Origin of the sequence: Virgibacillus dakarensis (assembly GCF_900155625.1) — a bacterium.
Taxonomy (GTDB): domain Bacteria; phylum Bacillota; class Bacilli; order Bacillales; family Amphibacillaceae; genus Lentibacillus_C; species Lentibacillus_C populi.
This window is the reverse complement of the sequence record NZ_LT732553.1, coordinates 1655740-1682467: the sequence shown is the minus strand read 5'-3', so window position 1 is coordinate 1682467 and position 26728 is coordinate 1655740. Positions and strand designations below refer to the sequence as shown.

Below are 26728 nucleotides of genomic sequence, written 5' to 3'. Positions count from 1 at the left end.
GTTGAATAGGTATATCTGCCGAGTCTATTGCTTAGGCCACCAATCTTTATACATAGCAGTATAAAAGAGGAAAAGCGCTGCGAAATCCGTCAGCGCTTTTTGCTTTTTGCCAGAAATTAGTAAACTATTTAATGATTGCAGAATCGCATCCGCACCAAACATAAATGGGAGCATTCGCCTATTTTTCATCTGCAACAACCATGTTCACCCCGATTACCCCACCAAAAAGGGCTGCTGCAATAAATCCTAAATGGTGAAGTGACTGCTCTAGCGAAAAAGTTTGTTCGTACCCCAAATATTGAACCAGAAACGTGAAAAGTGTAAAACCGAGTCCGGTCACAGAGCCGATTACCCAGCCTTTTTGTTTTCCCTTTGCCCCGGCAACAATTCCACCAGTAAATAATGCTAGTAAACCGACTACTAATGTTACCCAGGATAATGTGTTTTCATTCATACCGGTAAATCTTAGCAGTAGTCCCAAAATAAAACTTGTGACCAGAATAAGTCCGAGTATTACAATCCAGCCATACAGTAAAGCAATAAATTGTTGTTTTTTCACGACGTTTACCCCCTTGTCCAGTTACTGTCATTCTATTCATGGAATAAAAAAATAGACTGAAAATATTTTTCTTTTCTCTGGCATATATTTTTAGGAGAAATGAATCGTGTATGGGGGAAGTGTCAAATGAATGTCATACTCGCATCACTTATTTTTATTGTCAGTTATATTTTAATAATGACGGAGAAATTGAATCGTGCTATCGTTGCCTTATTTGGCGGTGTCTTATTATTGTTATCGGGTATTTATACAGCGGACGATGTTTTTATGAATTATATCGATTGGAATACGATTGCACTGTTGTTTTCGATGATGGTGCTGATCTCGATAACGGAGAAGACTGGACTATTTTCCTTTATTGCGATTCGTTTCGCCCAGCGGGTAAAAGGTGCACCGATTCCATTACTGATTGGGGCAAGTGTGTTAACCGCTGTCGGATCTGCGCTATTGGACAATGTTACGACTGTCCTAATTTTTGTACCGATTATCTTAAAGATAACCAGGTTGTTAAACCTCCCTTCGTTTCCATATCTACTGGCAATCATTTTTAGTTCCAATATAGGTGGTACAGCTACTATGATCGGTGACCCTCCTAATATAATGATCGGACAGGCAGTAGATCATTTGACATTTTTATCGTTTTTACAGCATTTGGCACCGGTAGCTTTGATTGTTTTTTTAGTCATGTTACTCGCCATTGTGCTTCTCTTCCGCCGCACATTACAACATGACAAAGCAAATGAAAAAAAACTAATGGAAATTGATGCTGCGGAACAATTGATCAAAACACCAATGCTGTATAAATCGATTGTTGTATTAGGTCTAACCATTACAGGTTTTTTGTTTCAGTCTCTTTTGCATATTGAGTTAACAGCGGTTGCTTTATCTGGTGCCATTTTATTGCTGCTGTTAACCGAAAACGAAATTTCTGCCGAACAAGTTTTCAAAAAAGTGGAATGGGTAACATTGCTTTTTTTTATTGGCCTGTTTACACTTGTTGGCGGATTGCAGGAGGTTGGAATTATTGACGAGCTAGCTAAAGCGATCATCGTGACGACGGAGGGGGACTTTTCCAAAACGGCACTTTTAATATTGTGGGTTTCCGGCCTGTTCTCTGGTATTGTGGATAATATTCCGTTTGTTGCCGCAATGATTCCGGTTATACGTGAGTTTGAGAGTTATGGGTTGGTGTATCTTGACCCGATTTGGTGGTCACTGGCTTTAGGAGCCTGCTTAGGGGGGAATGCCACACTTGTTGGTGCTTCTGCTAATGTGGTCGTAGCGGGACTCGCGGAGGGGGCAAAGGAAAAAATTCCATTTATCCGCTTTCTGCTTTACGGAATCCCGTTCGTATTATTCTCGTTGGTTATTTCATCTATCTACATTTATATCCGTTATTTAATTCCATATATGGGACAAGCATTTTAAGAAACCGGCTATTTCAGATGTCAGAGGTCAGAAGTCAGAAATCAAATCTGATCCCAGACCTCTGACTTTTGACCCTCTGAAGTGGCAGGTTTTTTATTATCTCTTCACCGGAACACTGAGGGGTGATTTAAACCCATTTCTGAAGGAACGGAATCTGTTTCAGTTCCTCCTTGGTAATAAACCTTAAAACAAATAACAGGACAATATAGATACATGTTAAGATAATGAAGATAGAAAGCAAACCAAAAATATTTGACTCCATTAAACCATATATGTTCTTAAAAAAGTCACCAATAACCCATGTGATGACAAGCAATAAGATCATTTTAACAAGGTCTTTCAGTGGGATTGTAAAACGTATTGCCTTTCTTAGTGAGGCTAAGTGCAGCAGTGTAACTAAAACTACACTGACAACCATTGCCAAGGCAACACCCATGATTCCAAAGTTTGGATTTGATGCCAATAAAATGAGTACAGTAAATTTGCAGATGGCGCCAATTAAACTGTTCCACATTGCAGGTCTCGCTAAATCCAATGCTTGTAATGCCGCCTGAAGCGGGGCTTGAATGTAAAGCAATAAGTAAAATGGCGCCATGAGTACTAAAAATTTACTTGCATTCCCTGTCCCATACATATATGTTAAAATCGGTACGGAAAAAAGGGTCAGGACAATTGTTGCAAGGGCTCCGGAGGCAAATGATATGCGAATGGATTGATGAATCCGATAATGAATTAACCGGTTATGTTTATTCGCTTCTGCCTCTGATATTGACGGGACCAAGGCGATAGATAAGGAATTTGTAATAAATGTTGGCAAAAATAATAATGGAAGGGCAAAGCCGGTCAGTTCTCCATATTGTTTTGTTGCCAAATTGCTTGAAATTCCGGCAATCGCCAAGCTTTGCGCAACCAAAATTGGTTCTAAAAAATTGGAAAATGAACCAATTAAACGACTGCCTGTACTAGGCAAGGCAATTGAAAACAATTCTTTAAGTGTATCTTTGCTTGCTTTTAAATACTTGAAAAACCGATAGCGAATTTTCACCGTTTTTTTTCGCTTGAAAATTTGAATTAACACGAGTAACGAGATAAATTCACCAAGAATAACACTGAACATTGCACCAGCTGCGGCATATTCGATACCATAAGGGAGAAGCAATTTGACAAAGAAGGCAACACTTGTGATCCGTACAACTTGTTCGATTACCAGTGTAAAGCTTTGCGGTTTCATGTTTTGTTTTCCTTGAAAATATCCTTTGAGCACTGCTGAAATTGCCGTAATCGGGATAATCGGACTGATTGCCAATAAAGGATAAAGTGTCCGTTTATCCGTTAATGATGAAATAAAGGGAGCGGAAATAATCATAGCAGTTGTAAAGATAACGCTTGATATCGCGGTAACAATTAACGATACAGTGAGAATTTTTTTGACTTTAACCCGATCATTTCGCGCTTCCGCTTCCGCAACACGTTTTGATATAGCGACTGGCAAACCTAATTGTGTCAATGTCATAACCAGAAAAAGTGTCGGCAATGCCATCATATACAGACCAACACCTTCTTCGCCCATGAATCGTGCGAGCACCATGCGATTTATAAAGCCGAGAAAACGGGTTATCATGCCGGCGATAATCAATATTAATGTCCCTTGCAGAAATGATTGTTTGGTCATTTCGTACGACCTGCCTTCTCAAAAAATAAAATTTCGTATACAATGATATATATGCTATCGAGTTGGCCAAGCATGACAAGAAAGCGAATTTAACATTTTACGAGGAAACCAGGGAGATGGGGAGTCATACATAGTGTTTGATACGGTAATGGTGTAGAATAATAATAAATCCTGAAGGGTAAACAGGAGGTTGGGGCTTGGAAACTTTACGAAATGTTGAAGAATGGAAGCCTATGATGAAACCGGCTTTGGACAGTAAAACAAGTGAATTTAAGCTGTTGGGGTATGCACAGGCGACAAACGATGATATTTGGAATTGCTTAGTCCAGAAAGTCTGGAAAGGGAATCCCTCAAAACGATTATACGAGGTAGCACAGGATATTTTTCATCTTGCAGCAAATATGTATATGAGTTATTTAACGCTTCACGCTTATCAGGATGATGATTTGATGGCATCAATTGCCGCGTTAACCGGAGGCAGTGAAGCGGAAAGAACGGATCAATAACAAGGTTTGAAAGAACGTTTTACCGCTATAAAAGGGAGGCAATTTGGTAGATGAAAAGTAGAGGCAGGATCGTTGCCTTTTTTCTAATCGTATTACTATTCGCAGGATTGATTGGGACAACGATTACCGGAATCACAAAAAATATTAATTTAGGCCTGGATCTGCAAGGCGGTTTCGAAGTTTTATATGACGTTAAACCGGTGGATAAGAGCCAGAAGATTGACCGGGATGCACTGGAAGCAACGGTACGTACATTAACTGAACGTGTTGACCGGCTAGGTATTAGTGAAGCGAACATTGATATTGAAGAGCCGAATCGCATCAGAGTTCAGCTTGCAGGTGTACAAAATCAGACAGAAGCGAGAGAAATGCTGTCTACATCCGCACGTCTATCATTTCGTGATGTTAACGATAATGAATTGTTAAACGGGGCAGATGTAAAGGAAGGAAGTGCCAAACAAGACTTCCATCCGGATACGAAACAGCCAATTGTAACGTTATCTTTGAAGGATGCGTCCAAATTCGGCAAAGTAACAAGTGAAATTAAACAAATGAATGACCCGGATACACCATATGATGATAATTTGCTTGTTATTTGGATGGACTATCAGGAAGGGGATTCATTTGCCGAGGAGACAAAAAAGGATGAGCCAAAATATATCTCCGCACCACAGGTATCAGAAACACTTAATACATCCAATGTAATGATCACAGGCAACTTTACAGCTGAATCAGCGCAGCGGTTAGCGGATATTATTAATTCCGGGTCACTCCCCGTTAATTTAACGGAAAAATACTCAACGTCTGTAGGCGCTCAATTCGGGGAACAAGCGCTGAATAAAACTATTCTTGCCGGCATCATCGGTATTGGCATTATCTTTTTGTTTATGATCGTTGTCTATCGTTTTCCAGGCTTAATTGCAGCGATCAATTTAAGTATTTACATTTACCTGATTTTATTATGCTTTGAACTGATGCATGGTGTTCTGACATTACCGGGTATTGCCGCATTAATCCTTGGTGTCGGGATGGCGGTCGATGCGAACGTCATTACATTTGAACGATTCAAGGAAGAGCTGCGTGAGGGCAAGTCGCTTCAAGCGGCATTTAAGGCAGGGACAAGTAATTCCTTACGGGCGATTATCGATGCCAATATAACAACGATATTAGCGGCTGCTGTTTTATTCGTATTTGGTACAAGTTCGATTAAAGGTTTTGCGACGATGCTGATTCTAAGTATCGTAATCAGCTTCCTTACGGCTGTTTACGGTTCGAGACTGTTATTACAATTATGGATCAAGGCGAAATTACTGAAAAACCGACCAGGCTGGTTTGGTGTGAAAAAGCAGGACATTCGCGATATCAGGGATAAAACAGAAGTGGAACCGACACTGTTTCATCATGAGGTCGACATTGTAAAACATCGGAAAAAGTTTTTTACTGCATCCATCATTATGGTCATTCTTGGTGCCATCTCACTTGCGATTTTTCAATTGAATCCGGGAATTGATTTCACCAGTGGATCAAGGATACAAATTATGGCCGACGATAGTTTGAATGCAGATGAAATCGTTCAGGATTTAGATGAATTAGGGATAAAGCCAAACGCTGAACCTGTTCTTTCAGGTGATAATAAAAATGTTGCGGTGATTCGCTATGATTCAGTAATAAATGAAGATAAAATCGCGGACCTGAAAGCATTCTTTAATGAGAAATATGGAGTTGAACCTAGTGTAAGTGTTGTGTCACCAATTGTTGGGCAGGAGCTTGTTAAAAATGCCTTGTACGCACTTGGAATTGCCTCTATTGGCATGATCATTTATGTCGCATTCCGGTTTGAGTTTTTCTTTGCGATCACAGCGATTATTGCGTTGATTCATGATGCGTTCTTTATATTGGCTGTCTTCAGTTTTACGAGGATTGAGTTTGATGTTACGATTGTTGCTGCTGTTCTGACCGTTATTGGGTATTCCATTAACGATACAATTGTAACGTTTGACCGGATCAGGGAGAACTTGCAGAGGAGAAGAAAACCAGTCAAATCAGTTAAGGAACTCGCTAAAATTGTCAATCGGAGTTTGGTGCAAACACTAACTCGCAGTATTAATACTTCCTTAACGACGATGATTGCCGTTCTGGCCTTCCTGTTTTTAGGTGCTGAATCGATAAGAGGATTTGCAATTGCTTTAGCGGTCGGTCTGACTATGGGAACCTATTCATCCATCTTCCTGGCGTCCCAGCTTTGGTTAGTCTGGCGCGGCAAAATGATCAAGAAAAAACCTGTAGTATTTGCGAAGAAGAAACGTACAGAAGGACCACAAGTTTAAGAAATGCCGTTTCAGGGAAGATTAGTGATAAAAAGACCCCCTTGTTACACAAACTGGTAACAAGGGGGTCTTTATGACAGGATTAGGGGAATGATATTGGAAGGAGGGGTTGTAATGCGTAGTCAAACGTATGTTATTTTTGCTATTATTTTTGTTATTATTGTTGCTGTATTTGCGGTAACAAATGTTGATGTGGTTGAAGTGAATTACTTGTTCTGGTCAGGTGAATCACCACTTATTTTAGTGATTTTGTTTTCTGTCCTGATGGGTGGAATCATCACCGCTGCTGCTGGAGTTGTCCGAATGTTTCGTTTGCAGCGGGAAATCCGTCTGCTAAAAACGGAAAACGAAGAAATGAGCAACTTACTAAAAAAACATGGGTTGGCAGATCAATTTCCTCTACATACGAATGGCAATGGTAAACGTAACGAAGCAGACGGAAAAAATCAATCGACAAAATAATTCTAATTGCGACCCCTGCCGCTATTTGTGTATAATAGGTGAGTCAGGGGTGAATTTATGTTACAAAGTAAGGCAAAATGGAAGTTTGCAACAAATAACGAATCTTTACAATGGATGGACGATACCATACAATTATCTCCTGTTACGAAAGAACTGCTATTACAACGAGGAATAACAACGGCAAATCAGGCAAGGGAATTTTTATCGCCCAGCCTGACAAATTTACATAGTCCGCATCACCTGGCATCAATTGAAAAGGCTTCTTTACGTGTACATAAGGCAATTGAACAAAATGAAAAGATTCTTATTTATGGGGATTATGATGCGGATGGCGTGAGCTCTACTACTGTTCTATTAATAGCATTACGGAAGCTTGGTGCTGCTTGTGATTATTATATTCCGAACCGGTTTACGGAAGGGTATGGACCGAATGAAGCTGCTTTCAGGAAAGCATATGAAGATGGATTCCGGTTGATCATTACCGTTGATAACGGAATAGCAGCTGTACATGAAGCGAACATAGCAAAAGAGCTTGGACTTGATTTGATTATCACTGATCACCATGAACCGCAGGAGCAATTACCGGATGCTTTTGCTATTATTCATCCAAAATGTTCACCTGATTATCTGTTCCAGGAGCTTGCAGGAGTTGGGGTCGCTTTTAAATTTGCTGAACAATTACTAGGTTATTTTCCCGAGCAGTTATTGGATTTGGTCGCGATTGGCACCATTGCCGATCTCGTACCGTTAGTTAACGAAAATCGTATCCTTGCCTATTATGGGCTTAGAAAACTCACGACAACAAATCGTCAAGGGCTAAAAGCATTGAAAAAATGGTGTAAAATAGAAGGAACCGTTACTGAAGAAGATATCGGGTTTCTGATTGGCCCTCGCTTAAACGCGGTTGGCCGGCTTCAGGATGCTGATTTAGCGGTCCAGCTTTTACTGACGGATGACCAGGAGGAAGCCGAAGAATTAGCCGAAATGGTAGAGCAGTTAAATCGGCAGCGCCAGCAAATTGTCGCCGATATTGTAAAAGAAGCAGAAGGCATGGTACAACCAGCAGATCAAAGTGGTGTGATTGTCGTTGCAAGGGAAGGTTGGAATGAAGGAGTCCTGGGGATTGTTGCATCAAGACTTGTACAAAAATATGACCGGCCTGCAATCGTGCTTGCTATTCATCCGGAGGAAGAAAGGATCAAAGGTTCCGCACGAAGTATTCCAGCTTTTGACCTGTTTAAAAATTGCATGCGGATCAGGGAACTATTTACGCATTTCGGTGGACATGCGCAAGCAGCGGGTATGACATTGCCACTGCACAATCTTCACGACCTTAAAAAGCATTTAAATGAATTAATCCACCAGCAGTTAACCGCTGAGGATTTTAAACAGGAAATTGTCATCAGCAAAACACTGAAAATATCGGAAGCGACCGAGTCCTTAGTGAATGAACTGGAGCAATTGGCGCCATTTGGCATGGCAAATCCAAAGCCAATTTTTCATATCAAACAAGTCCCTGCAGAAATACGCCAGCTTGGTAATAACAAGAAGCATTTAAAATTGCACTTTAGGGAGGACACGTGTCAGCTTGATGGCATTGGCTTTGGGTTAGGTGATTTGTATCCGAAGATTTCCCAGCAGGCAAATGTATCTCTTGTGGGGGAAATCGGAATTAATGAATGGAACGGGATGAGAAAACCGCAAATGGTTATCCGGGACTTAAGAATTGATGAATGGCAATTGTTTGATCATCGTGGGAAGAAGCAGCTGGATTTAACGCTATATGATTCAAATCCGGAAGTTGATTATGCAGTTTGCCGGCAGATTACCGAACGAATTCCAAAAGATCTCGGGATAGTTACGTATGACATGGATTTTGCAGCATTGGACAAAGTATCATCCTTGTTTATTTTTGATTTGCCACCCGATTTAGGAAAGCTGGAAGACCTGATCAAAAAAACAAAACCGGCAACAATACATGCATGTTTCAACGTAGAAAACAGCATGTATATGCAGGTGTTCCCCTCAAGGGACGATTTTAAATGGTTTTATGCACAAATTTTAAAACGGAAGACTATTGATTTGAACGGGGAACTGGAAATGCTTATGCGCGCAAGAGGGTGGACGAAAGATCGGATCGTTTTTATGTCAAAGGTGTTTTTTGAATTGGGATTTGTTAAAATAGATAATGGTGTTATCGATTATAATCCAACCCCAGTAAAAAGTGATTTACGGGATTCCAAGGTTTACCAGAAGCGATTAAGACAAGCTGATATTGAAAAGACATTATATTACTCCAATTATAAAGTGTTAAAAAAATGGTTTTCATTTTGTATGGCAGATGTGGAAGTACCCAAGGAGGAAGAAGTAACCCATGGAATATAAAAACTATATTAAAATAGTTGAGGACTGGCCAAAAGAGGGAGTACAATTTAAAGATATTACCCCACTGATGGATAATGGCAAAGCATTTAAATCTGCAGTTGACGAGATTGTTGATTACGCCAGAGCAAAGGATATCGATATTATTGTTGGGCCGGAAGCGCGGGGGTTCATCATTGGCTGTCCTGTTTCATATGCACTGGAAATCGGGTTTGCACCCGTACGTAAAGAAGGCAAACTTCCAAGGGAAGTGATCAAAGTTGATTACGGACTGGAATACGGCAAAAATGTTCTGACGATTCATAAGGATGCGATTAAACCTGGACAGCGTGTATTAATTACCGATGATTTACTTGCCACAGGTGGTACAATAGAGGCAACGATAAAATTGGTAGAAGAGCTTGGCGGAATTGTTGCCGGGTGTGCATTTTTAATCGAACTTTCTTATTTAAACGGCCGGGAAAAATTAAACGGTTATGATGTATTGACATTGATGCAATATTGATTGGCGAGTACTCAGGGAAAATATGATCAAGGGTCTGACGATGGAGGAAATGCTCGTCAGGCCTATTATTTATAATATAATTAGGAATTGGATAGCAGTCGAAATAAACTGGCGGTTTAGAGGTTTTTTCTTTACAATTGTACTAAAATTTTCGATACTAGTACAAAGGTAAAAGCGAACCGATTTGACTTATCCTACGGGCGGGCGTTGTCCACTGGTAACTTGGTGCTAGAGCTGGGCGCAGCCTGTTCTGGTATAGTGTTATACGATGTTTCAGTTTTATGTGTGTTTACTATAAAAAAGCTTATCTACTGAATTCTAAAGCAGCGAATAAAGGTGATTACATGGCAAAGGAAGCGATTATGACAGTTGAAGATGTGATAGACAAGGCAGAACAGTATCTGACTGAAGACGATACTGCGTTTATTCGCCGCGCATATGAATTTGCATATGAGGCACACCGTGATCAGTACCGGAAATCTGGTGAGCCTTATATTATTCATCCGGTTCAGGTTGCCGGGATATTGGTGGATCTTGAAATGGACCCGGAAACAATCGCCGGTGGATTTTTGCATGATGTCGTGGAGGATACAGATGTTACGCTAGAGCAAATCGAGGAACAATTTAATCATGAAGTAGCAATGCTCGTTGATGGTGTAACGAAGCTGGGTAAAATCAAATATAAGTCACAAGAGGCTATACAAGCAGAAAATCACCGTAAAATGTTCGTAGCGATGGCGAAGGATATACGTGTTATTTTAATAAAGCTTGCTGACCGTCTGCACAATATGCGGACATTAAAGCATTTAAGACCGGAAAAACAGCGGCGGATTTCAAATGAGACATTGGAGATTTTTGCGCCGCTCGCACACCGTTTAGGGATTTCAACCATTAAGTGGGAATTAGAGGATACAGCATTACGGTACTTAAATCCACAGCAGTATTACCGGATTGTTCAATTAATGAAGCAGAAAAGAGAACAGCGTGAAACCTATATTAAAGAGGTCATGGACGAGGTAAATGGACAGCTGGAGGAAGTAAACATCAAAGCAGACATCTCCGGAAGACCGAAGCATTTGTACAGTATTTACCGAAAAATGGTAAAGCAAAACAAACAATTTAATGAGATATACGATTTACTTGCTGTTCGGATTATTGTGCACAGCATTAAGGATTGCTATGCAGTACTCGGAATCATTCACACGTGCTGGAAGCCGATGCCGGGCAGGTTTAAAGACTATATCGCCATGCCCAAGCCAAACCTTTATCAATCCCTGCATACAACAGTAATTGGCCCAAAAGGTGATCCGCTTGAAGTGCAAATCCGGACAAAAGAGATGCATGACATTGCTGAATATGGAATCGCTGCCCATTGGGCTTATAAAGAAGGTAAGCAAGTAAATAAGGATAAGCGGTCGTTTGAGGAAAAATTGACATGGTTCAGGGAAATTCTGGAGTGGCAAAATGAAACGCATGACGCCGAAGAATTTATGGAATCCTTAAAGGTCGATTTGTTCTCCGATATGGTGTATGTTTTTACCCCGAAAGGTGATGTAATCGAATTGCCGTCCGGGTCTGTTCCACTTGATTTTGCGTATAAAATTCATACAGAAATCGGTAATCAGACGATTGGTGCAAAAATTAACGGAAAAATGGAACCACTTGATTATAAGCTCAAAAATGGTGACATTATTGAAATGATGACCTCGAAGCATTCGTATGGTCCATCACCAGATTGGCTGAACGTTACACAAACATCACAAGCAAAAAATAAAATTAAACAGTTTTTTAAAAAACAGCGTCGTGAAGAAAATATTGCCAAAGGGAAGGAATTGGTTGATAAAGAGATTAGGGCATTGTCGTTTGCACCTAAGGACGTGTTAACACAGGAAAATTTACAGCGTGTTTTCGAAAAATTTAATTTTACAAACGAAGATGATATGTACGCTGCAGTTGGTTATCAAGGGATAACAGCAGCCTTAATAGCAACACGTCTAACAGATAAAATCAGAAGAACGCAGCAAAAGGAACAGGAACTTGCGCAAACGCTTGAAGAAGTAAAGACGGAAGTGAATGAGAAAAAGTCACATAAGCGTGATTCCGGCGTAAAGGTAGAAGGGGTTGACAATCTGTTAGTTCGTTTATCCAAATGCTGCAACCCTGTTCCAGGTGATCGAATCGTTGGCTATATTACCAAGGGGCGTGGTGTCTCGGTTCATCGTGCTGACTGCCCAAATGTACAAACAGAAGAAGCGAAGCAGCGTTATTTAGAAGTGGAATGGGAAAATAACCAGACAGAAAGAAAACAATACCATGTTGATCTTGAAATATCCGGTTATGACAGAAGAGGACTATTAAATGAGGTATTACAGGCGGTAAATGAAACAAAGACGAATATTACCCAGGTGAACGGAAGATCGGATCGAAATAAAATGGCAATCATTAATATAACAATACTCATTCACAATACGAGTCATTTACGAAAAATCGTGGAACGAATTAAACAAATTAAAGATGTTTATACCGTAACGCGAACTTTGCAGTAAAGGGGTTTTATCATGAAAGCTGTTGTTCAGCGGGCACGTGATGCAAATGTAACTGTAAATGGAGAAATAATCGGTGAAATTGACCATGGTTTGGTTGTACTGCTTGGGGTCGCCCATGAGGATACAGAAGCTGATGCAGCATATTTGGTTAACAAAATTGTCAATTTGCGTATTTTTGAGGATAAAGATGAAAAAATGAATTTTTCATTGAAGGACGTTGGTGGCAGTTTGTTGTCCATATCGCAATTTACCTTGTATGGTGATACAAGAAAAGGAAGAAGGCCGAATTTTCTCCAGGCAGCAAAACCTGATGCAGCAGATAATTTATATCAATATTTTAATGAACTGGTAACACAGCAAGGCATTACAGTCGCTTCAGGAAAATTCGGTGCAATGATGGATATAACGTTAACCAATGTTGGCCCGGTTACAATTATAGTGGATAGTAAGGATAAATAAGCGTAAAGGAAGAAGTTCCCGTCCTGGTTTCTTCCCCTTTTACTCTTATTATTGTTCATGCGAAAAATATTTCGTTAATCCCGCAACAATGCCATTAACAAGCTGTTTTTGGTACCAATCAGTCCGGAGCAGTTGTTCTTTTTCATGATTTGAAATGAACCCTAATTCTACCAGTACTGCCGGCTTAAAATTTTGTCTGATTACTTGAAAATCCTCAAACGCTGCACCCCTATCGTTGGCTTGTGTTTCTTTGATCACCTCTTTTTGAATGTAGTTCGCTAAGCTTTTATTTCGATCATCATAATAATAGGTTCCAATCCCGGTAACATCAGGTAATTCCGGCACACTATTATAATGGATGCTGACAAAAGCATCTGTATTGGCAATGTTGGCTAGGCTTGTCCGGCTGGCTAAGGAAATATAGTCATCTTTTTCCCTGGTTAATATAACATTTGCTCCAAGTGTCGAAAGCTCCTGCTGTAATTCCAATGCCGTTTTATAGGTAAGATTTTTTTCATATATCCCTGTAGCGCCGATTGCTCCTGTATCTTTTCCACCATGCCCAGCATCGATGACAATTGTTTTGTTGTTCAGATTGTCATTTATCCCGGAATTATGTCTATCGATTAGTTGTTTAAAAACAAATCCTTTGATATCTTTACCCGAGATTTCATACCATTCGGTGTTTTCTGAGACCACTTTAAATACTGTACCTTTTTTAGCAAAATGAACGATTTCGTAATCAGTCGAAGGCCCATTGCGGATTTGCGTATTGTCGTATGAAATGGTGATGGTTTTTACCGTTTCTTTACTTGAATCATTCGTATTTGTTTTCTTATCCTGTTTAAGTGTAACAAATTCAGTCGTGATCCAGCCTGTTCCGTCAGTTAACTGTATTTCTACCCACTCACCTTGTTGTTGGATAACCGGATATGCTTCACCCGTGTTGACAGAACCGACTTTTTGGTAATCTGTTCCGGGACCAGTTCGTACGTTTAGCTGGTTTCCATCGATGATCGCTTCGTCAGCATGGACAGTTGTTAATAGAGTAAGCAATATGCTACAGCTAAGCAGAATCATTTTTAGAATATGCAACTATATTGTCCCTCCTTATTAGATACGTTTTATTTAGTTTAATAAAATTTTCCCAATAAGGCAAAACTAGGCTTATGGGAGGAATGATCAAATGCGATTTTCGGAAAAGCATTGGAATACGGCGCAAAATAAAGATATCTTTGGTGTCAATCTTCACCGTTTTATCGAACTGGAAAACGAAGCAACCCACATGGAAATAGCGCAGGAATTTGGAATTTCGTTAGGTGAAGTGAAAAAGTTGAAGAAAAAGATTACTCGCACTTGACTTTCCATTTTAGACCGATTATGATTATAATCATTCAATAATTTCGTAATTATACGTAAAACCGTTGAGGGAAAAAGTAGTTAGAACTCAGGTGGAAAGAGAGAAAATGTCATCGGCTGAGAACATTTTCACATTGTGACCTAATGAAAGACATTCCTGAGGGTTGAGACTGAACATAACAGAAGTTAGATGTCAGAGGTAAGAAGTCGTTGGAGTTTGCCGATTTCTGTTATCCGGCATCCGATGCAAATTTCTGCTAAAAGTAGGTCTTGACGTTTTGCAGGCGTTAACTGTGAAAGAGTGGATGTATTCTTTATACATCAATCAGGGTGGCAACGCGGGTTAACTCTCGTCCCTTTTTTACAGAAGGGACGGGAGTTTTTTATATTGAAAAAGGTATGGAGGGTTGACAATGAATATGAAGGCGCCACGGGGGACAAATGATGTTTTACCGGGAGAAGTGAAAAAATGGCAATATATTGAAAGTGTCATCAAAAACATTTGCGATCGATTTCATTATGAAGAAATCCGTACACCATTGTTTGAACATACCGAAGTGTTTCAACGTGGTGTGGGGGATTCGACCGATATCGTACAAAAAGAAATGTATACGTTTCAGGACCGGGGTGGAAGAAGCATTACGCTGCGCCCGGAAGGAACTGCTGCAGTTGTACGCGCTTTTGTGGAAAATAAGCTGTACGGTTCTCCAATCCAGCCGGTTAAATTATTTTATTTCATGCAAATGTTTCGTTATGAACGGCCGCAGCAGGGCCGGATGCGTCAACTAAATCAGTTTGGCGTCGAGGTATTGGGAAGTGCTGATCCCGCTGTGGATGCTGAAGCTATTGCACTAGCCATGACTGTTTATCAGGAGCTTGGACTGAAATCCTTGAAACTTGTTATCAACAGTTTAGGGGATAAGGAAAGCAGGAAAAGCTATCGACAGGCGTTGGTAGAGCATTTTTCACCACATAAAGACAAATTATGTACCGACTGTCAAACACGGCTTACGCAAAATCCGTTACGCATTCTTGATTGCAAAAAGGATCGTGATCACCCTGCAATGCAAACAGCTCCATCGATACTGGATTATTTGAACGAGGCGTCAGCACAATACTTTGAACAGGTGAAGGAATATTTAACGCTGATGGACATTCCATTTACTGTTGATAAAAATCTTGTCCGTGGTTTGGATTATTACAACCATACTTCATTTGAAATTATGAGTGATGCTGAGGGCTTTGGTGCCATAACGACATTGACTGGTGGTGGACGGTATAACGGTCTTACAGAAGAATTAGGCGGCCCGGATACCCCTGGAATTGGCTTTGGAATGGGGATAGAACGATTACTATTGGCATTGGAAGCGGAAAACATCGAAATTCCTGTGGATAACAATTTGGAATGTTATTTCGTTTCAGTTGGCGAAGAGGCAGATAAACAAGCTGTTCGTCTCGTTCATGATTTAAGGAAGCATGGGATCCAGGTGGATAAAGATTATCAGGGCAGGAAAATGAAAGCCCAATTTAAATCTGCTGACCGATTGCATGCCAAATTTGTTATCATTTTAGGTGAAGAAGAATTGGCAAAACAAGTCGCGACGATTAAATCAATGGAAACTGGTGACCAACATGAAACACCGCTTTCCCGATTGGTCGAACAAATGAAAGAATTGCTTCAGGGAGGAAATGCTTGATGGACAAACGAACACATGCTGGAACACTAACAGAAGAACATATTAATCAAGACGTTTTACTGAATGGATGGGTGCAAAAACGTCGTGATTTAGGCGGGTTAATTTTTATCGATTTACGGGATCGATCAGGTGTTGTTCAGGTTGTATTTAACCCGGCTATTTCGGCTGAGGCACTGGCCATTGCAGAGAGCGTCCGAAGTGAATATGTTGTAAAAATAAAGGGTAAGGTTGTCCGCCGTGATGATGCAACAGTTAACGAAGCAATGTCAACAGGCCATATCGAGGTTTTGGCTGAGGAACTTATTATTTTGAATAAGGCGAAAAATCCGCCGTTTATGATTCAGGATGTGACAGATGTCAGTGAGGATTTGCGGTTAAAATACCGGTATTTGGATCTCCGTCGCAGGACATTGCAGGAAACGTTTAAGCTTCGCCATCAAACTGTACAGGCAATAAGGAATTTCTTGAATGATGAGGGTTTTTTGGAAATGGAAACACCTATTTTGACAAAAAGTACACCAGAGGGTGCACGTGACTATCTTGTTCCCAGCCGAGTACATCCAGGTGAATTTTACGCGCTGCCACAGTCGCCGCAGCTGTTCAAACAGCTGATTATGATGTCAGGCTTTGAAAAGTATTACCAAATTGCCCGCTGTTTTCGTGATGAGGACTTGCGTGCAGACCGGCAGCCGGAATTCACGCAAATTGATATAGAAACATCATTTATGACAAGTAATGAAATTATGGAAATGACGGAAAATATGATGAAGCAGGTGATGAAGGAAGTCAAGGGTATTGATATTTCCTTGCCATTACCACGACTTACGTACGATGAAGCAATGAAACGGTATGGTTCAGATAAACCAGATACGCGATTTGCAATGGAACTGGTTCATGTATCGGATATTGTTGAAAATTCTTCCTTCAAAGTGTTTCAGGGAGCAATAGCAAACGGTGGTACGGTTTGCCTGTTAAATGTAAAACATCAGGCAGCAAGTTTTTCCAGAAAAGATATTGATAAGCTGACTGATTTTGTCAAAGTATATGGTGCGAAAGGTTTGGCATGGCTGAAACTGGAAAATGGAGAATTAAAGGGACCAATCGCCAAATTTTTGACAGATGATGAAAAGGCTGGGCTTATTCGGCGTACAGACGCTGCTGATGGGGATTTATTACTGTTTTGTGCAGATCAGACTTCGGTTGTTTACGATAGTCTTGGTGCGTTAAGATTAAAGCTTGGTAAGGAATTAAACTTGATTGACGAATCACAATTTCATTTTCTTTGGGTTACCGATTGGCCGTTATTGGAATATGACGAGGATGAGGACAGATATGTTGCTGCTCATCATCCATTTACAATGCCACGAGAGGAGGACTTGGATAAGTTGTCTACTGATCCTGCCAGTGTGCATGCAATTGCCTATGACCTTGTATTAAATGGTTATGAACTTGGGGGTGGATCGTTGCGTAATTATAAGCGAGATCAGCAGGATAAAATGTTTGAAGTATTAGGATTTACAAAAGAAAATGCCGAAGAACAATTTGGCTTTCTGCTTGATGCTTTGGAATATGGTGCGCCACCGCATGGAGGAATCGCATTTGGGCTGGATCGGATTATTATGCTGTTAGCTGGCCGTTCCAATTTACGCGATACCATTTTGTTCCCGAAAACCGCCTCTGCGTCTGACCTGTTAACCGATGCACCAAGTGAAGTGAGCTTAAATCAATTGGATGAGCTAGCTATTCAGCTCCAGGAAAAATATGAAGAAAAACGTGAATTGTAGTAAATCTGTAACAGATGTAACGTATTTTTCACATTGTTAAATATTGAAAAAATTAACTGCCTGTGATACGATTATTTTACAGTAAAAAAACGATTAGAGAATATGAATCACTTTTGCTTAACTATTCTGTTAACAATCCTGATGTGTACGTTTAGTATATTCGTTTTGACCGAACATTATATACTTGGGAGCTTGAAATGTTTCTATGTTGCGTGCATGCCTCTACTTACTTTTACCGGGGACGTACAAAGTTTAGAACAGGGCACCCACCTGCCAGGAGCGGGATCAAAACTGGAAATTAAACGGCACAATTGGGATTGTATGATACATAGCAAAATAAAAAAACTCTTCCATAATGGAAGAGTTTTTTTATTTTAGTATAATATTTTATTTATAAATATACGACTGGTAAGACAAGAAAAGCCACGTCCAGCTCCAGCGCCCAACGGCTAGTGGCCAACACCCGCCTTCGTACGATAAGTCTACATCGGTTCGCTTCCAGCTCACCGTGTTTCCTTTATCTCCTACGGTAGGAATGTTCGGTTAAGACCGCTGCTTTGCGCAGCAACACCGAACCACCCTGCTTGGCAGGGCGCATTCCATACGCTGCTACTCGGGCGCTTCCGCTTTTGCTTATTGATTCGAACTCTGGGCGATTTGCTGGAGGTTTCCGTTCTTATCCATTCGGAATGCTGGTGGCTTCATGTTGCCTTGATCTTCAAACACGGTCATTTTTCTGGCACGATCCATTATTTGCATAAATACTTGATAATCCTCCTGAATGCTAGCCAGTTGTTCCTCGGTTTTAGCTAATTTTTTTTCCAGTTCACTAACCTGATCCCTAAGTATCGTATTCTCTTTTTGTGTTTCTTCCAAGCTTTGTTTTGATTGATTGGAAGCATAATAGTCTTTTTTAACTTCCTTTAAATAGCGGATAACCATATCCATTGTAAGGGATGGTTCATCAGCATGTGCTTCTGCTGGAACAGTTTCTATAATCGTTTGCGTTTCCTCGTAGTTCTGTGGCAAAGATACCACAGTCTTCCTCTGTTGTTGCGGGTTTTTGGCCATAGCCCGTTTCTTTTCTTTCCGTTGTCTTTTTGCAAGATCGATTGCATGGTCATATTTTCTTCTTACCTCAGCGTTCCAGCGAAACCCGCATGCAGCTGACGTACGATTTAATTTATCACCAACTTCTTCAAATGCGTTCAGTTGGGTACTACCTTCGCGGATATGACGTAATACTGTTTCTGCCAATAGTAGATCATCTTCATGGGACCATGCATCCTGTCTAACTTTAACCAAATTGTTCATCTCCTTTTTCGATAACGCGGTTTACATTATTCCATAGATTCATTATCTAGTACCTATTGTGACCGCTCGAAAAAGGAATTATACCTGTCTGATTCGTTTAATTGCGTTCATTCCGGATTTTTTCATATACTTGCTTTAACGATTGTTCAAATTTACCCGAACTTTTCGGCTGGTAATAGTGTTTGTTTTTTATAGAATCAGGCAAGTACTGCTGGTTGACCCAGCCGTTATCATAGTTGTGCGGGTATTTGTATGCTACACCCCGGCCGAGTTTTTTGGCACCCTGGTAATGGGAATCCTTTAAATGTATTGGTATTTCGCCGCCTTTTCCACTGCGAATATCTGCTAAAGCTGCGTCCATTGCTTGATAAGCAGTGTTTGATTTCGGCGATAAAGCGAGCTCCACAATTGCAACCGAAAGCGGAATACGTGCTTCCGGAAAACCTACCCGTTCCGCAGCCTCCACCGCCGCAACCGCTCTGGGTCCTGCCTGTGGATTGGCAAGGCCAATATCCTCATAGGCACAGACAATCATTCTTCGTGCTATACTATCCAGATCGCCTGCTTCAATTAATCGGCCTAAATAATGCAGGGCCGCATCGACGTCACTTCCTCTGATGGATTTTTGAAAGGCAGACAGGACATCATAATGCGCATCTCCATCCTTATCGTGGGAGAAGCTTTTCTTTTGCATGCATTCTTCGGCAATCGCAAGTGTGATGATAATTTTGTTTTCGTTATTTTTCGGGGTTGATGATACGGCTAATTCTAACCCGTTTAACGCGGAACGCATATCCCCATTAGCCGAAAAAGCGAAATGTTCTAATGCCTCATCAGTTATCTCAATGTCTTGTTCACCCAACCCATTTATTTTATCGGCAGCAGCCCGGGTTAAGGCCGTCTTGATGTTTTTTGCTGTCAAACCATGCAATTCAAAAAGGTGACATCTGCTGCGGATCGCTGGATTAATAGAGTGGTATGGATTACTTGTTGTACAGCCAATTAAGGTTAGCAGATTGCTTTCCACATGAGGCAATAAAAAATCCTGTTTCGCTTTATCTAATCGATGAACCTCGTCAAGAATCAGGACAATTTGTCCCGTCATTTTTGCCTCTTCTACAACGATTTCCATATCTTTCTTTTTATCTACCACTGCATTAAGCATTTTGACGGGGATGCCTAGAGTTTTGGCTATTGCTACAGCCAATGATGTTTTCCCTGTGCCTGGGGGACCGAACAGGATCATTGAAGCAAGCTGCTCGGCATCTACCATCCGGCGTAAAATTTTACCCTCTCCAACGAGATGCTCCTGCCCAATGATGTCCTGAATATGTGTAGGGCGCATTCGGTATGCAAGTGGTTTCTGTTTCATTTTAATCTCCCTTTATATATAATAATGGTTTGTACTATAAGACTAATCATGAAGTTGCTAAAATGCAAGGATCAGCTTATTCATGCTATAATAGCATGTGGTAACTAATAGAGGATGTTCAAAAAGTCACCAAACGATAAGCGGCGAACCAAGTCGCTGGCAGCAGGTGATCTTCTGCTAAAACCGCCCACCACGTCAATTGCCAACAGGAGTCAGTACGTCCTGTGCAAGTCCGGCGGCAGGAGCTACAAAGCCGCGACTTCCAAGCCCCTATTCGGCAACTTTTTGAATACGTACTAGTTAAAATTATTTGAGGAAGTTCAAAGGTCAGCAAATAATAAACTCAAGCTCTGCGCTTGCTTGTTTCTAATTTGGCCGTCTTTTGAGCATACTATTTTTTAGATGAATTGATTTGAGGTGTCCAAAATGAAAATTTCTACAAAAGGCCGCTATGGCTTAACAATTATGATTGAGCTCGCTAAAAATTTCGGGGAAGGGCCAATATCATTGAAGCAAATTGCTCGTGAAAAAAACCTGTCAGAACATTACTTGGAACAGCTGGCATCACCACTTCGCAACGCCGGGTTAGTAAAAAGCGTCCGGGGAGCATACGGTGGTTATATTTTAGCTAGACTGCCGAAAGAAATTACTGCTGGTGATGTTATTCGTGTCTTAGAGGGACCGATTACTCTTGTTGAAGGTATTGAGGATGAGGAACCTGCGAAACAGGCATTATGGCTAAGGGTCAGAGACGCTGTCAAGGACGTATTGGACACAACAACATTAGACGACTTAAAAAACCATGATAATGATCAGCAGCAGGAGTCCTATATGTTTTATATTTAAACAACTAACCCATTGCGCACAGGAAGGAAAGGTAAAAATGGAACACATTTATTTGGACCATGCTGCCACAACCCCGGTTGCAAAAAGCGTTATGGAAGCAATGTATCCAATTTATGAGGAAGTGTTTGGCAACCCGTCCAGTGTCCATTCATTTGGCCGCAAAGCAAGGCACTATCTGGATGAAGCAAGACATGTTTTAGCAAAAAGTATCGGTGCAAATGAAAAAGAAATTGTTTTAACAAGTGGCGGGACAGAAGCGGATAACCTGGCTATCATTGGAACAGCGATGGCTAATCAGGATAAAGGAAATCATATCATTACAACTGCCCAGGAACACCATGCCACATTGCATACAGCAGAATATTTAGAGGGTAAGGGGTTTCGTGTAACGTATTTACCAGTCTATCAGGATGGAAAAATTGCCATAAACGATTTTAAAAATGCGCTGACGGATGATACGATTCTGGTGACAATGATGACGGTTAACAATGAAACAGGGATCATTCAGCCGATAGAAGAAGTTGGCAAGCTGCTTGATGGACATCAAGCCTATTTTCATACCGATGCAGTACAAGCTTTTGGATTATTGGAACTGTCGGTAAAAGAGCTTGGTGTTGATTTGCTGTCCGTTTCCGCCCATAAGATTAATGGTCCAAAAGGAATCGGTTTTTTATATGTACGAAATGGCGTTAACCTGAACCGGCTGCAATTTGGCGGTGAACAGGAAAGGAAACGGCGGGCAGGAACAGAAAATGTTATCAGTGCGGTTGGATTTCAGGCTGCGGTAAAACTGGCAATGGAAAACCGGGAAAACCGTCTTCAACAGTATCAGCATTTTAAACAGTTGTTTCTTGATACACTTCTTGATGAGGGAATTTCTTTTCAATTGAATGGTGACCAGGAATCGGCGATTGCATCGATTGTAAATATTAGTTTTCCCGGCACGAATGTTGAAGCACTACTAACCAATTTTGATCTGGCTGGAATCGCAGCATCAAGTGGCAGCGCATGTACCGCCGGGTCGATTGAGCCATCCCATGTGCTTTCTGCGATGTTCGGGAGTGAAAATGAGCGTACGAAAAATTCGATCCGATTCAGTTTTGGAGCGTTCAATACAACGGAAAATGTATCGGAAGCAGCCCAGCGTGTTGCAGCAATTGTTAAACGGTTAACGACTTGAACAAAGTCCACTAGCCGGTAGGCACTGGAGCCGGACGTGGCTCTTTCTGCCAAGGGCTCTAAATAGCACAAAATTTATACTTTCTTTACTGATAAAAAGGTGGTGAACAGCATGAAAAGAAAAGAGGATACCCGAGTAGTTGTCGGGATGAGTGGAGGCGTTGATTCATCTGTTGCTGCGCTGCTTTTAAAAGAGCAAGGCTATGATGTTGTCGGTATTTTTATGAAAAACTGGGACGACACAGATGAATTTGGTGTATGTACGGCAACAGAGGATTTTGATGATGTTGTCCGGGTGTGCAATCAAATTGGCATACCTTATTATGCGGTTAACTTTGAAAAACAATATTGGGATAAAGTGTTCACGTATTTCCTTGACGAATATAAAGCTGGGAGAACACCAAACCCTGATGTGATGTGTAACAAAGAAATAAAATTCAAAGCATTTCTTGACCACGCGATGTCACTCGGTGCTGATTATTTGGCAACAGGGCATTATGCACGGGTCCAATATCGGAATGGCCACTATGAAATGCTGCGTGGTGTTGATGACAATAAAGATCAAACGTATTTTCTTAATCAATTAACAGAAGACGTATTGGCTAAAGTTATGTTCCCGCTTGGGGACTTGCCAAAAGCGAAAGTCCGGGAAATTGCCAAACAACATGACTTAGCAACGGCAACGAAAAAAGATAGTACGGGTATATGCTTTATCGGCGAACGTAATTTCAAGGAATTTTTGAGTGAATATTTGCCTGCGCAGCCCGGGGAGATGCGGACGTTATCCGGTGTTGTCAAAGGGAAACATGATGGGTTGATGTATTATACAATCGGACAGCGGCAAGGCCTTGGAATAGGCGGTTCCGGTGATCCATGGTTTGTTGTTGGAAAGAATCTTGAAGACAATGTGCTCTATGTTGAGCAAGGCTTTGCGCATGATGCACTGTACTCAGACGGTCTGATCGCTTCAGGAGTTAATTGGATAAGCAAGGTTGATTTATCGGAGCCATTAACCTGTACAGCAAAGTTCCGTTATCGCCAAAAAGACAGTGGTGTAACGGTTAGATCGATCGGAAATGGCAAAGTCCGGGTTGAATTTGCTGAAGAGGAACGTGCGATAACTCCTGGACAATCGGTCGTTTTTTATCAAGGAGATGTTTGCCTTGGCGGTGGTACGATTGATGAAATTATAAAAGACGACCAATATCTTGATTACGTCGGCTAAATGGCAGATCAGAGCCGAATTTTGCAAAAGGGTGTTTGGAAATGGATAAAAATCAGCAAGCAATCGCATACATGAAAGAAGGAAAATACGAGGAGTCTGCGAAGCTTTTCAATAAACTGATTGAAGAAAACCCTCGGGATCCGGTCGGCTATATTAATTTCGGAAATGTACTGCTGCATATCAATGAACTAGCCCGGGCGAAGGTATTTTTTGAAAAAGCAATTGCGTTGGATGAATATGCTGCGACAGCATATTATGGGCTGGGGAATTTATATTTCGAACAATCTGTGTACGGAAAAGCACAGGAAAACTTTCAAAAAGCGATTGAATTAGGATTGGAAGAAGCAGATGTATACTATATGCTTGGGTTAACATTGCAAAAACAGGAACAATTCAAGCTGGCATTGCCCTATCTGCTCAGGGCGACAGAGCTAGATCAGGGGGATGACGAGCTGCTGTTTCAATACGGACTGTCCCTGGCACAAAGCAATCATATTACGGAAGCGGAAGCCATTTTTAAAAATGTATTAAAGCTTAACGCGAAACATAGTGATGCCCATTACAATTTAGGTGTGATCGATTTATACTATGATAAACCGGAAAAGGCTTTAACTCATTTTGATGATGCATTACAGATACAGCCGGAACATGTATTGGCGGCAAACGGCAAGAAAAAAGCAGAGGAGCTCATCAATCATAACGAAACGTAAGATAGTGAGGTAGTTGTGATGGCAAACGAAATGAAACCTGATCAAAACGGTGACCAAGGGTATATAACGGGTGAACTTTTATATACCATTTTTCATAATGAAGCAGAGCATTTTTCGATTGCAAAAATAAAAGTTCGGGATACAAATGAAGATTTTCGCGAAAAGGATGTCGTTGCTAAAGGATATTTTTCCAATCTAATGACCGGGAAAGACTATTGTTTTTATGGTCAATTTGAACGGCATGCCAAATTTGGTTTACAATATCGAGTTACCTCCTATCAAACGATTCTTCCCAATACGAAGGACGGTTTGATCACCTATTTGTCCAGTAATTTGTTTCATGGAATTGGTAAAAAGACCGCAAAAAAGATCATTCATCACTTAGGCGAAAATGCGATATCTTCCATTTTAAACAAGCCATCTGTGCTAGAGTCCATTCCCGGACTAAAAAAGGAAAATCGGGAAGCACTTGTAAAAAGCTTGCAGGAAAATGAGGGGTTTGAACATGTCGTCGTCCATTTGGCAAAATACGGTATTGGGTTGAAAATGGCCCAGAACATTTATCAGGTATATCAAGAAAATGCTGTCACACAGCTTCAGAAAGATCCTTATCAATATGTTTTTGATGTGGAAGGGTTTGGTTTTCAAAAAGCCGATGAAATCGCCCGGCAAAATGGGTTGTCTTTAACCCATCCGAATCGGATCGGTGCCGGGTGTATTTATGTCCTGCAAAAAAGCGTACAGGATGGTCATGTTTATTTGCCGCTGACTACTTGTGTACGACAGGTTATTCAGTTGCTGCATCATGCCAGCACCCCTTTATCAGAGGCTGATATTATAAACCGACTAGAAGGGCTGAACAAGGAAAAGAAACTCATTTTGTATAATGGAAATGTTTACTTGCCATCACTATATTATGCAGAGGATGGATTTGTTTCCCAGTTGAAACGGCTGATGGAAAAACCAATCGAGCATAAAACAACGCTGGCAGAGTTAATGAAAATTATTGGGGAGATTGAAGAAGAGGAAGTATTGAGCTATGGTAAAGAGCAATTTAATGCCATTAACCAGTCACTTGATGCAAAAATAACGATTGTCACCGGGGGGCCTGGTACAGGGAAGACAACAGTTATTAAAGGTATTTTGAAAGCATACGCAGCCATTTATGATGTTTCACTTCATCCGAAAGATTATGATAAAAAAGCGGATTTTCCATTTGTTTTAACCGCACCAACCGGGAGGGCAGCAAAACGTTTGAACGAGTCAACCGGCCTGCCAGCGGTAACGATTCATCGATTATTAGGATGGGATGGCAACAATGGATTTGAAAAAGGTCAGCACGACCCATTAACGGGCAAATTTATTATTATTGATGAGTTTTCCATGGTGGACATCTGGCTTGCCAATAGTCTGTTTAAGGCGATTCCGGACGATATGCAAGTATTGCTGGTTGGGGATGAGGATCAGCTTCCGTCGGTAGGGCCAGGCCAGGTGCTAAGTGATTTACTGGGAAGTACACTAATCCCTTTTGTTAGCTTAAACGAAGTATATCGCCAAAAAGAAGGCTCCAAGATTATTCAGCTTGCTCATCAAATTAAACGTGACACATGTACGAAAGCATCACTGGAAAAGGATAAAGATTTCAGTTTTATCCCTTGTAATGAACAGCAAATGATTGATTGTGTGGAGAAGATTTACAAAAAAGCAAGGGACAAAGGAATCGATTTGAAAAATATGCAAGTACTTGCACCAATGTATCGTTCACAGGCAGGAATAACGATAATTAACAAGCATTTGCAGCAATTGATCAATCCAAAAACAAAGCAGAAACGGGAAATAAAGGTTCAGGATGGTTTGTTTCGGACCGGCGATAAAGTCATTCAACTGGTGAATCAGCCGGAGGATCATGTGTTTAACGGCGATATCGGTGAAGTTGTAGCCATATTTGAGGAAGACGAAAATACGGAACATGTGGAACAGTTAGTTGTTTCCTATGATGGAAGAGAGGTTGTCTATGAACGAAAAGATTGCGTGAATATTATGCTAGCCTATTGTATTTCGATTCATAAGTCACAGGGGAGTGAATTTCCTGTCGTTATTTTACCTGTTGTGTCTGGATATCATCGCATGTTGCGGAAAAATCTGCTGTATACCGCAATAACACGAAGTAAGCAATCCCTCATTATCTGTGGCGAAGTCAACGCTTTTCTCCGCGGGATCCGTACATTGGATACAAATATCAGGTATACGTCACTAAAGGAACAAATGCAGGAAAGGCTAGCAAACCTTTCGGACAAGCAAATAGCGGAGGATGAGGCGAAAGAAATCACACCATACGATTTCATGTAGTATTTATGTATATTTTTGATTATTCGGGGTCATTCTAACGTAATAAT

At 40.9% G+C, this 26728-nt stretch carries 22 protein-coding genes, 1 other RNA gene and 1 other annotated feature; of the genes, 17 read left to right on the top strand and 6 right to left on the bottom strand.

Translation table 11 applies throughout. The features are described 5' to 3' along the window. Positions 1-24 precede the first annotated feature (24 nt). Both CZ382_RS23700 and CZ382_RS08515 read right to left on the bottom strand, forming a co-directional pair. Positions 25-198, bottom strand: a complete 174-nt coding sequence (locus tag CZ382_RS23700; protein ID WP_159457776.1) for a hypothetical protein — start codon at positions 196-198, stop codon at positions 25-27. Continuing rightward, positions 179-559 (bottom strand): TIGR04086 family membrane protein, encoded by a 381-nt coding sequence (locus CZ382_RS08515; RefSeq protein WP_088050750.1) that lies wholly within the window; start codon positions 557-559, stop codon positions 179-181. The genes CZ382_RS23700 and CZ382_RS08515 overlap by 20 nt, the downstream gene beginning before the upstream one ends. A gap of 126 nt (positions 560-685) precedes the next feature. Between CZ382_RS08515 and CZ382_RS08510 the strand changes: the two genes are divergently transcribed. Then, positions 686-1987: an ArsB/NhaD family transporter gene (locus CZ382_RS08510; RefSeq protein WP_088050749.1), complete on the top strand. Its 1302-nt coding sequence runs from the start codon at positions 686-688 to the stop codon at positions 1985-1987. A gap of 127 nt (positions 1988-2114) precedes the next feature. Here the strand turns inward: CZ382_RS08510 and spoVB are convergent, their stop codons facing one another. After that, positions 2115-3659, bottom strand: a complete 1545-nt coding sequence (gene spoVB / locus CZ382_RS08505; protein ID WP_088050748.1) for a stage V sporulation protein B — start codon at positions 3657-3659, stop codon at positions 2115-2117. 197 nt (positions 3660-3856) lie between these two features. Between spoVB and CZ382_RS08500 the strand changes: the two genes are divergently transcribed. The 7 genes from CZ382_RS08500 to dtd all read left to right on the top strand — a co-directional run bounded on the left by CZ382_RS08500 (position 3857) and on the right by dtd (position 12846). Beyond that, positions 3857-4165, top strand: a complete 309-nt coding sequence (locus tag CZ382_RS08500; RefSeq protein WP_088050747.1) for a post-transcriptional regulator — start codon at positions 3857-3859, stop codon at positions 4163-4165. A 50-nt stretch (positions 4166-4215) separates the two neighbouring features. Next, a complete protein-coding gene (gene secDF / locus CZ382_RS08495; protein WP_088050746.1) occupies positions 4216-6492 on the top strand; it encodes a protein translocase subunit SecDF in 2277 nt (758 codons plus the stop codon). Between the two features lie 114 nt (positions 6493-6606). Continuing rightward, a complete protein-coding gene (locus CZ382_RS08490; RefSeq protein ID WP_088050745.1) occupies positions 6607-6954 on the top strand; it encodes a LapA family protein in 348 nt (115 codons plus the stop codon). 57 nt (positions 6955-7011) lie between these two features. Further along, positions 7012-9339, top strand: coding sequence for a single-stranded-DNA-specific exonuclease RecJ (gene recJ, locus CZ382_RS08485; RefSeq protein WP_088050744.1), 2328 nt, complete (start codon positions 7012-7014; stop codon positions 9337-9339). After that, a complete protein-coding gene (locus CZ382_RS08480) occupies positions 9329-9841 on the top strand; it encodes an adenine phosphoribosyltransferase (protein ID WP_088050743.1) in 513 nt (170 codons plus the stop codon). The genes recJ and CZ382_RS08480 overlap by 11 nt, the downstream gene beginning before the upstream one ends. Before the next feature lie 344 nt (positions 9842-10185). Beyond that, on the top strand, positions 10186-12387 hold the full coding sequence (locus CZ382_RS08475) for a RelA/SpoT family protein (RefSeq protein WP_088051015.1): 2202 nt from the start codon (positions 10186-10188) through the stop codon (positions 12385-12387). A 12-nt stretch (positions 12388-12399) separates the two neighbouring features. Further along, entirely contained in the window at positions 12400-12846 is a 447-nt protein-coding gene (gene dtd, locus CZ382_RS08470) for a D-aminoacyl-tRNA deacylase (RefSeq protein WP_088050742.1), read from the top strand. A gap of 48 nt (positions 12847-12894) precedes the next feature. Here dtd and CZ382_RS08465 read toward each other — a convergent pair whose 3' ends face one another. After that, complete coding sequence (locus tag CZ382_RS08465) at positions 12895-13941, bottom strand: N-acetylmuramoyl-L-alanine amidase (RefSeq protein ID WP_088050741.1); 1047 nt, start codon at positions 13939-13941, stop codon at positions 12895-12897. A 91-nt stretch (positions 13942-14032) separates the two neighbouring features. Between CZ382_RS08465 and CZ382_RS23945 the strand changes: the two genes are divergently transcribed. The 4 genes from CZ382_RS23945 (at position 14033) to ssrS (ending at position 18008) form a co-directional block, all read left to right on the top strand. Then, positions 14033-14206 (top strand): sigma factor-like helix-turn-helix DNA-binding protein, encoded by a 174-nt coding sequence (locus tag CZ382_RS23945; RefSeq protein ID WP_188724567.1) that lies wholly within the window; start codon positions 14033-14035, stop codon positions 14204-14206. A gap of 55 nt (positions 14207-14261) precedes the next feature. Continuing rightward, positions 14262-14566: a binding site (T-box leader), on the top strand. Positions 14567-14618: 52 nt separating this feature from the next. Continuing rightward, complete coding sequence (gene hisS, locus CZ382_RS08460; protein WP_088050740.1) at positions 14619-15902, top strand: histidine--tRNA ligase; 1284 nt, start codon at positions 14619-14621, stop codon at positions 15900-15902. Further along, positions 15902-17686 carry an aspartate--tRNA ligase gene (gene aspS / locus CZ382_RS08455; protein WP_088050739.1) on the top strand — a complete coding sequence of 595 codons (1785 nt, stop codon included), beginning with the start codon at positions 15902-15904 and terminating at the stop codon, positions 17684-17686. The genes hisS and aspS overlap by 1 nt, the downstream gene beginning before the upstream one ends. Before the next feature lie 132 nt (positions 17687-17818). Beyond that, positions 17819-18008, top strand: a non-coding RNA gene (ssrS, locus tag CZ382_RS08450) — 6S RNA. Between the two features lie 311 nt (positions 18009-18319). On the opposite strand, the gene CZ382_RS08445 is transcribed toward ssrS, so the two are convergent. Together CZ382_RS08445 and CZ382_RS08440 are read right to left on the bottom strand one after the other, a co-directional pair. Continuing rightward, entirely contained in the window at positions 18320-18991 is a 672-nt protein-coding gene (locus CZ382_RS08445; RefSeq protein WP_088050738.1) for an RsfA family transcriptional regulator, read from the bottom strand. Positions 18992-19097: 106 nt separating this feature from the next. Next, positions 19098-20372, bottom strand: a complete 1275-nt coding sequence (locus CZ382_RS08440; RefSeq protein ID WP_088050737.1) for a replication-associated recombination protein A — start codon at positions 20370-20372, stop codon at positions 19098-19100. Between the two features lie 426 nt (positions 20373-20798). Between CZ382_RS08440 and cymR the strand changes: the two genes are divergently transcribed. The 5 genes from cymR to recD2 all read left to right on the top strand — a co-directional run bounded on the left by cymR (position 20799) and on the right by recD2 (position 26681). Next, complete coding sequence (gene cymR, locus CZ382_RS08435) at positions 20799-21218, top strand: cysteine metabolism transcriptional regulator CymR (RefSeq protein ID WP_088050736.1); 420 nt, start codon at positions 20799-20801, stop codon at positions 21216-21218. 37 nt (positions 21219-21255) lie between these two features. Beyond that, positions 21256-22398, top strand: a complete 1143-nt coding sequence (locus CZ382_RS08430) for a cysteine desulfurase family protein (RefSeq protein WP_088050735.1) — start codon at positions 21256-21258, stop codon at positions 22396-22398. A 111-nt stretch (positions 22399-22509) separates the two neighbouring features. Continuing rightward, a complete protein-coding gene (gene mnmA, locus CZ382_RS08425; protein WP_088050734.1) occupies positions 22510-23622 on the top strand; it encodes a tRNA 2-thiouridine(34) synthase MnmA in 1113 nt (370 codons plus the stop codon). A gap of 41 nt (positions 23623-23663) precedes the next feature. Then, positions 23664-24332: a tetratricopeptide repeat protein gene (locus CZ382_RS08420; protein ID WP_088050733.1), complete on the top strand. Its 669-nt coding sequence runs from the start codon at positions 23664-23666 to the stop codon at positions 24330-24332. A gap of 18 nt (positions 24333-24350) precedes the next feature. Then, positions 24351-26681 (top strand): SF1B family DNA helicase RecD2, encoded by a 2331-nt coding sequence (recD2, locus tag CZ382_RS08415; RefSeq protein WP_230855984.1) that lies wholly within the window; start codon positions 24351-24353, stop codon positions 26679-26681. Positions 26682-26728 lie beyond the last annotated feature (47 nt).

What these genes read in the sequence shown, in the direction of transcription:
- CZ382_RS08510 (WP_088050749.1), top strand. Translation starts at nt 686, where the DNA reads ATGAATGTCATACTCGCATCACTTATTTTTATTGTCAGTTATATTTTA.
- spoVB (WP_088050748.1), bottom strand. Translation starts at nt 3,659, where the DNA reads ATGACCAAACAATCATTTCTGCAAGGGACATTAATATTGATTATCGCC.
- secDF (WP_088050746.1), top strand. Translation starts at nt 4,216, where the DNA reads ATGAAAAGTAGAGGCAGGATCGTTGCCTTTTTTCTAATCGTATTACTA.
- CZ382_RS08490 (WP_088050745.1), top strand. Translation starts at nt 6,607, where the DNA reads ATGCGTAGTCAAACGTATGTTATTTTTGCTATTATTTTTGTTATTATT.
- recJ (WP_088050744.1), top strand. Translation starts at nt 7,012, where the DNA reads ATGTTACAAAGTAAGGCAAAATGGAAGTTTGCAACAAATAACGAATCT.
- CZ382_RS08480 (WP_088050743.1), top strand. Translation starts at nt 9,329, where the DNA reads ATGGAATATAAAAACTATATTAAAATAGTTGAGGACTGGCCAAAAGAG.
- CZ382_RS08475 (WP_088051015.1), top strand. Translation starts at nt 10,186, where the DNA reads ATGGCAAAGGAAGCGATTATGACAGTTGAAGATGTGATAGACAAGGCA.
- dtd (WP_088050742.1), top strand. Translation starts at nt 12,400, where the DNA reads ATGAAAGCTGTTGTTCAGCGGGCACGTGATGCAAATGTAACTGTAAAT.
- CZ382_RS23945 (WP_188724567.1), top strand. Translation starts at nt 14,033, where the DNA reads ATGCGATTTTCGGAAAAGCATTGGAATACGGCGCAAAATAAAGATATC.
- hisS (WP_088050740.1), top strand. Translation starts at nt 14,619, where the DNA reads ATGAATATGAAGGCGCCACGGGGGACAAATGATGTTTTACCGGGAGAA.
- aspS (WP_088050739.1), top strand. Translation starts at nt 15,902, where the DNA reads ATGGACAAACGAACACATGCTGGAACACTAACAGAAGAACATATTAAT.
- CZ382_RS08440 (WP_088050737.1), bottom strand. Translation starts at nt 20,372, where the DNA reads ATGAAACAGAAACCACTTGCATACCGAATGCGCCCTACACATATTCAG.
- cymR (WP_088050736.1), top strand. Translation starts at nt 20,799, where the DNA reads ATGAAAATTTCTACAAAAGGCCGCTATGGCTTAACAATTATGATTGAG.
- CZ382_RS08430 (WP_088050735.1), top strand. Translation starts at nt 21,256, where the DNA reads ATGGAACACATTTATTTGGACCATGCTGCCACAACCCCGGTTGCAAAA.
- mnmA (WP_088050734.1), top strand. Translation starts at nt 22,510, where the DNA reads ATGAAAAGAAAAGAGGATACCCGAGTAGTTGTCGGGATGAGTGGAGGC.
- CZ382_RS08420 (WP_088050733.1), top strand. Translation starts at nt 23,664, where the DNA reads ATGGATAAAAATCAGCAAGCAATCGCATACATGAAAGAAGGAAAATAC.
- recD2 (WP_230855984.1), top strand. Translation starts at nt 24,351, where the DNA reads ATGGCAAACGAAATGAAACCTGATCAAAACGGTGACCAAGGGTATATA.